The organism is Nostocoides sp. (genome assembly GCF_035343835.1).
Classification (GTDB): domain Bacteria; phylum Actinomycetota; class Actinomycetes; order Actinomycetales; family Dermatophilaceae; genus Nostocoides_A; species Nostocoides_A vanveenii.
Genome location: NZ_DAOQZV010000180.1, coordinates 1 through 6,717 on the forward strand (window position 1 = coordinate 1; position 6,717 = coordinate 6,717).

Sequence of the window (6,717 nt, forward strand, 5' to 3'; positions counted from 1 at the left end):
CCGCGCGGCCCGCGCCGTGGGGTCGGCGTGCGCGACCAACCCGCTCCCGATCGTGCTGCCCTGCCACCGGGTCGTCCCGGCCGACGGGACCCTCGGCAGGTACCGCGGCTGCGCGCCGGCCAAGGCCACCCTGCTTTCCCTCGAGTCTGCCTGATCCGAAACGGGCGCGACCGGCTCGGCGGGTACCCTTGACGGGCCCGAAGCCCGCACGCCGATGATGGACGACTTTGCCGACGACCACCTATGCCGCACCCGCTGCGCCGTCGACGACCCATCAGCCCAAAGGCTTCCGGCCGGACGTCGAGGGCCTGCGCGCGATTGCGGTCGGCACCGTGCTGTGGTTTCACGCCGGCCTAAGCGGGCTGACCGGAGGCTTCGCCGGTGTCGACATCTTTTTCGTGATCTCGGGCTTCCTGATCACCGGGCAGATCACCCGTGAGGTCGAGCGCACCGGGCGGATCTCGCTGGTCGGGTTCTACGCCCGCCGCGCCAAACGACTCTTCCCCGCAGCCGCGACGGTCCTGGTCACCACCACCTTGCTGACCTGGATCGTCCTGCCGAAGATCAGCTGGCGCGACTTCGGCTGGGATATCACCTCGGCCGCGGCCTATGTCGTCAACTGGCGCCTGGCCGCCCGGTCCGTCGACTACCTCGCGGAGGACACCACCGCCTCTCCGGTCCAGCACTTCTGGAGCCTGGCGGTGGAGGAGCAGTTCTACATCATCTGGCCGATCCTGCTGCTCCTGCTGGCTCTGCTCATCCGCACCCGCCGGTTGCCGATCCGCCCGACCCTGGCCATCGGCCTCGCCGCAATCGTGATTCCCACCCTCGCCTGGTCCATCCATCTCACTGCGACCGACCCGGCCCGCGCGTATTTCGTCACCACCACCCGGTTGTGGGAGTTGGGCGTCGGCGCGCTCGTCGCCGTCGGGACGACCGTATGGGCGCGCCTGCGCCCCCCGATTGCAGCCGCCATCGCGTGGGGCGGCCTCGCTGTGATCGCGGTCGGGTTGTTCACGCAGTCCACCAGGACGCCGTGGCCGGGCTCCGCGGCCCTGATCCCCGTGCTCGGTGCGGCGGCCGTCATTCTCGGTGGCCAGAGCGCAGGCGCCCTCGGTCCGGTGCGTCTGCTCGGCGTCCGGCCGATGGTCTGGATCGGCGGCCTGTCCTATTCCCTCTATCTCTGGCACTGGCCGCTCGTCGTGGCCGCCAAACAGGCCTGGCACGGCCTGACCTGGTGGCAGGGCGTCGCGGTGGTGACGGCCAGCGTCATACCGGCGTGGTTGACGCACAAGCTGATCGAGAACCCGCTGCGCTTTCACCCATGGGTCGTCGCCAGCTCCCGCAATGCCCTCGTGCTGGGCCTGATCTGCTCGCTGGTCGGCGCTGCCTGCGGGGCCGCCCTCGCGTTCGCCGGCCGGTCGAGCGGCTTCACGACCATCGACGAGGCATCCGCACCCGCCGGCACCTTCGGCGCGCAGATCCTCGGCAACGGCGCCGAACCGGCCAAGGTCACCATCGACATGCATCCCGAAGCGATGACCCCGGACCCGCTCAAGGCGACCGCCGACGCGCCCACCCTCTATGCCGACGACTGCCAGACCGAACAGACGACCACCGACGTCTTCACGTGCACCTACGGCGCCAAAGCGTCCTCGAAGGTGATCGCCCTGGTCGGTGATTCCAAGAGCGCGCAATGGTTCCCGGCCCTAGAGAAGTTCGCCACGACGCACGGCTGGACCATCACGACCTATCTGAAGTCGTCGTGCCCGTGGAGCTCCGCGCTCATCTACGGCGGCCAGGACCCCAGCCATCGCTACACGATCTGCAAGCAGTGGGGTGCCAAGGTCCTCGATCGCCTCACCGGGCCCGAGAAGCCCACCGTCATCGTCACCTCCGGCATCCGCGGCACCGCCTTCACCCCCAGCGGCACCGAGGACCGCGCGACCATGGTCGCCGGCTACGCCGACTATTGGTCGGCGATGGGCACGATCGGGGTACCGGTCATTGTCCTCAATGACACCCCCCAGCCCGGCAAGGTCGTCTATGAGTGCGTTCTGGACCACCCCGCTGACTTCATGACCGCGTGCAAGGGCCGGTTCAACGACGGCTCGGGTGGCGCGGCTCTGCGCGCGGCTGTCACCGACGTGCCGACCGCTCGGCTGATCGACATGAACCCGTGGATCTGCCCGCAGAAGCAGTGCTGGCCGGTGATCGGCAATGTCCTCGTCTGGCGGCAGGGGTCCCACATCACCGCGACGTATGCCGCGTCCCTGAGCGCCGTGATCGACCGCAAACTCGCGGCGGCCCTCCACGAACTCGGCGTCGCCACCAGCTGACCCCCTTCGCCGATCGGGGGTTGTCGGTGGGCCGTGCAAGGCTGTGCCTGCCATGACCGATGACGTCCTGTCCCGATTCTCCGCGGCGACCCAAGCGTGGTTCCGCGGATCCTTCGCCGAGCCGACGAGTGCCCAGGCCGGCGCTTGGTCCGCGATCAGCTCAAGGCGCGACGCGCTCGTGGTCGCCCCCACCGGCTCGGGCAAGACCCTGTCGGCCTTCCTCTGGGCGCTCGACGGGCTCGTGCGGCAACCGGCGCCCGAGGATCCCCTGCGCCGGTGCCGCGTCGTCTACGTCTCGCCGATGAAGGCGCTGGCCGTCGACGTCGAGCGCAACCTGCGGGCGCCCCTGGTCGGCATCGGCCACGCCGCTGCCCGCCTCGGTGTGCCGGTCCCCGACGTCGGCGTGGCCGTCCGCTCCGGAGACACTCCCGCGGCCGAACGCCGAGCCTTCGCCCGGACCCCCAGCGACATCCTGATCACCACCCCCGAATCCCTTTTCCTGCTGCTCACCTCCAACGCGCGGGCGGCGCTGGCCGGGGTCGAGACGGTGATCCTGGACGAGATCCACGCCGTGGCGGCCACCAAGCGCGGCGCCCACCTAGCGCTCTCGCTGGAGCGCCTGGACGCCCTGTTGCCGAAGCCGGCCCAGCGCATCGGGCTCTCCGCCACCGTCCGGCCGGTCGAGGAGGTCGCGCGCTTTCTCAGCGGCGGTCGCCCCGTCGAGATCGTCCAGCCGCCCGCGACCAAGGCCTGGGATCTCGAGGTCGTCGTGCCTGTGCCGGACATGGGCGAGCTGGGCGCGGTCAGCGGCGACCTCTCCGGAGCCGCCTCCGGACCCGAGCGGCGCACCTCGATCTGGCCGCACGTCGAGGAACGCATTGTCGACCTCGTGGCACAGCAGCGCTCCACGCTGATCTTCGCCAACTCCCGCCGGCTGGCCGAGCGGCTGACAGCGCGACTGAACGAGATCTGGGAGGGGCGCCTAGCCGAGGCTGCCGATGACGCGTCGCTGCTCGATGTCCCGGCGGCCGAGCTCGGCGCCCACCGAGCCGACCGGCCGCGCCCGGCACGCACCCCTGCCCAGGTGATGGCTCAGGCCGGCGCCAGCGGCGGCGCGCCGGCGGTGCTCGCCCGAGCCCATCACGGCTCGGTGAGCAAGGAGCAGCGGCTCGATATCGAGGAAGCCCTCAAGGCCGGCCGGCTCCCGGCAGTCGTCGCGACCAGTTCCCTCGAACTCGGCATCGACATGGGCGCGGTCGATCTGGTCATCCAGGTCGAATCCCCGCCGAGCGTGGCCTCAGGCCTGCAGCGCGTCGGGCGGGCCGGGCATCAGGTGGGCGCGGTCTCGGCCGGAGTCTTTTTCCCCAAGTACCGCGGCGATCTGGTCCAGACGGCCGTCGTCGTGGAACGCATGCGCGCGGGCGCGATCGAGGAGTTGAGGATCCCGGCCAATCCGATCGACGTGCTCGCCCAACAAATCGTCGCGATGACCGCGATGGACACCTGGTCGGTCCCCGACCTGTATGCCCTGGTCCGCCGAGCCGCGCCCTATGCCGGTCTCTCACGCACGGTTCTCGATGCCGTTCTGGACATGCTCGCCGGACGCTATCCCAGCGACGAGTTCGCCGAGTTGCGGCCGCGAATCACCTGGGATCGCCTCGCCGACGAGATCACGGCCCGGCGCGGTGGCCAGCATCTGGCCGTCACCAGCGGCGGCACAATTCCCGACCGCGGGCTCTTCGGCGTCTTCCTCGCCGGCGACGGCGCCGGGCGACGGGTCGGCGAACTCGACGAAGAGATGGTCTACGAATCCCGAGTCGGGGATGTCTTCACGCTGGGCACCTCCAGCTGGCGGATCGAGGAGATCACGCACGACCAAGTGCTCGTCACCCCCGCGCCCGGTGAGCCGGGGCGCTTGCCGTTCTGGAAGGGCGAGACGCAAGGGCGCCCCGTCGAGCTCGGCACCGCGCTCGGCGCCTTCGTCCGCGAACTCGCCCACGCGGCGGCCGACGACGGCCTGGCGCGTGCCCAGGCCGCCGGACTCGATCCGTGGGCAGCCGACAACCTGATCGCCTACCTGGCCGAGCAACGCGCGGCAACCGGGGTGGTCCCCAGCGATACGACAATCGTCATCGAACGCTTCCGTGACGAGATCGGCGACTGGCGGGTCGCTCTGCACTCCCCGTTCGGCATGCCCGTGCACGCGCCCTGGGCGTTGTGCATCGCGGCACGCATGCGCGAGCGCTTCGGGGTGGACGTCCAGGCGATGGCCGCCGATGACGGAATCGTCCTGCGCCTGCCCGATGTCGAGTTCGACGACGGCGCCGACGCCGGGGCTGAGCTCGGCAGCCTGCTCCTCCTCGATCCGGACGACATCGACGCGCTCGTCACCGCCCAATTGCCGGGCTCGGCACTCTTCGCCTCGCGCTTTCGCGAATGCGCGGCCCGCGCATTGCTCCTGCCTCGCCGCCGGCCGGGGGTGCGCCAACCGCTGTGGCAGCAACGCCAGCGCGCGGCATCCCTGCTGCAGGTCGCCAGCAACTACCCCGACTTCCCCATCGTGCTCGAGACCGTTCGCGAGTGCCTGCAGGACGTCTACGACGTGCCCGGGCTGGTCGCGCTGATGAAGCGGATCGCCGCCCGCAAGGTCGGCACCGTCGACGTCCTCTCCGACGCACCCTCGCCCTTCGCGCGGTCGCTGATGTTCGGCTATGTCGCCCAATATCTGTATGAAGGCGACTCGCCCCTGGCCGAACGCCGGGCCGCCGCACTGGCCCTCGATCCCACCCTGCTTGCCGAGTTGCTCGGCCGGGGCGAAGGCCTGGCGCTTCGCGAGTTGCTCGACCTCGGTGCGATCACGCGCACGGCCGCCGAACTCCAACGACTGTTGCCCGAACGGCAGGCCCGCGACGCGCCCGAGATCACCGACCTCTTGCGCGTGCTCGGGCCCCTGACCCAAAGCGATATCGAGGTCCGCACGGTCGAGGAGATCCGCGGTCACGTCGGCCTGATCCTCGCCGAGTTGAGCGCGACCCGGCAGGTCATCGAGGTGCGGATGGCCGGTGAATCACGGTATGCCGTGGCTCAGGACGCCGCCCGGCTGCGCGACGCGTTGGGCGTGGCACTGCCGGTAGGCCTGCCGGCCGCCTTCCTCGAACCCGTCGCCGATCCCCTCGGCGAGCTCGTGGCTCGTTATGCACGCACGCACACGCCCTTCCTTCTCGCCGATCTGGCCCGCGATCTCGGCATCGGAACCGCCGTCGCGCATGACGCCCTGCGCCGGCTGCTCTCCACCGGCCGAGTCACCGAAGGCGAGTTCCTCCCCATGGGCGCCGGGACGGAGTTCTGCGATGCGGAGGTGCTGCGGCTGATCCGGCGCCGCTCGCTCGCCGGCCTGCGCGCCGAGGTGGAGCCGGTCCCGACCGCGCAGTACGCCCGCTTTCTGCCCACCTGGCAGGGCATCCGTGGACCCCTGCGCGGCACCGATGGCGTCCTGCGGGCCGTCGAACAACTCAGCGGGGCGATCGTGCCGGCGAGCGCGGTCGAGTCGCTGATCCTGCCGGTCCGAGTCAGCGGTTACCAGCCGGCCGCCCTCGACGAACTGCTCGCGACCGGCGAGATCTGCTGGCAGGGCCACGGCAGCCTGCCGGGCGACGATGGCTGGATCTCGCTCCACCTTTCCGAGAGTGCGCCGCTGACCCTGCAGCCACCGGGCGAGGTCACCGACCCGCGGGCACTGATGCTGCTGGAGGCCTTCGCACCCGGAGGTGCCTACTTCCTTCGCGGCCTATCCGCGGCAGCACCGTTGCCCGACGAGGCCGAAGCCGTGGCGGCGCTGTGGGCGTTGGTGTGGGCCGGCGTGGTCACCGGCGACACTTTCGCGCCGGTGCGCGGGCTGCTGACTTCCAACCGGGGCGCGCACAAGCATCAGCGTCGGGCACCGCGCGCGACGCGCTACGGCCGACGCGGTTCGCTTGCCGGCATGCGGCCCGCGCTGAGTCGTGCGGTGGGCACGCTAGGCACGCCGCCGACCGCGGTCGGTCGCTGGTCTCTCGTGCCCGAACTCGACCTCGACGCAACCGCGCGTGCCGTGACACGCGCGGAGGTGCTGCTCGATCGCTATGGGGTGGTCACCCGATCGGTCATCGCGGCCGAGGAGGTGCCCGGCGGGTTCGCGGCGATCTATCGCGTGTTGGCCGCAGCCGAGGAGTCCGGACGGTTGCGGCGCGGCTACTTCGTCGAATCGCTCGGCGCCGCCCAGTTCGCCACGACCGGAGCCGTCGACGCGCTGCGCCAGGCCACCGGCCGGCCCGGTAGCGAGACCGGGGCCGAGGCACGCGACGCATCAGCGGTCGCACGCGATCGCACGAACCCGGCG

3 protein-coding genes are annotated in these 6,717 nt (G+C 70.8%); all 3 read left to right on the top strand.

From position 1 onward, the window contains the following. A partial coding sequence (locus PKH97_RS12125) for an MGMT family protein (RefSeq protein WP_324387727.1) occupies positions 1-154 on the top strand: 154 nt, incomplete at its 5' end. Between the two features lie 73 nt (positions 155-227). After that, complete coding sequence (locus tag PKH97_RS12130) at positions 228-2,339, top strand: acyltransferase family protein (RefSeq protein WP_324387725.1); 2,112 nt, start codon at positions 228-230, stop codon at positions 2,337-2,339. A 52-nt stretch (positions 2,340-2,391) separates the two neighbouring features. Beyond that, on the top strand, positions 2,392-6,717 hold a 4,326-nt coding region (locus PKH97_RS12135), incomplete at its 3' end, for an ATP-dependent helicase (protein ID WP_324387726.1).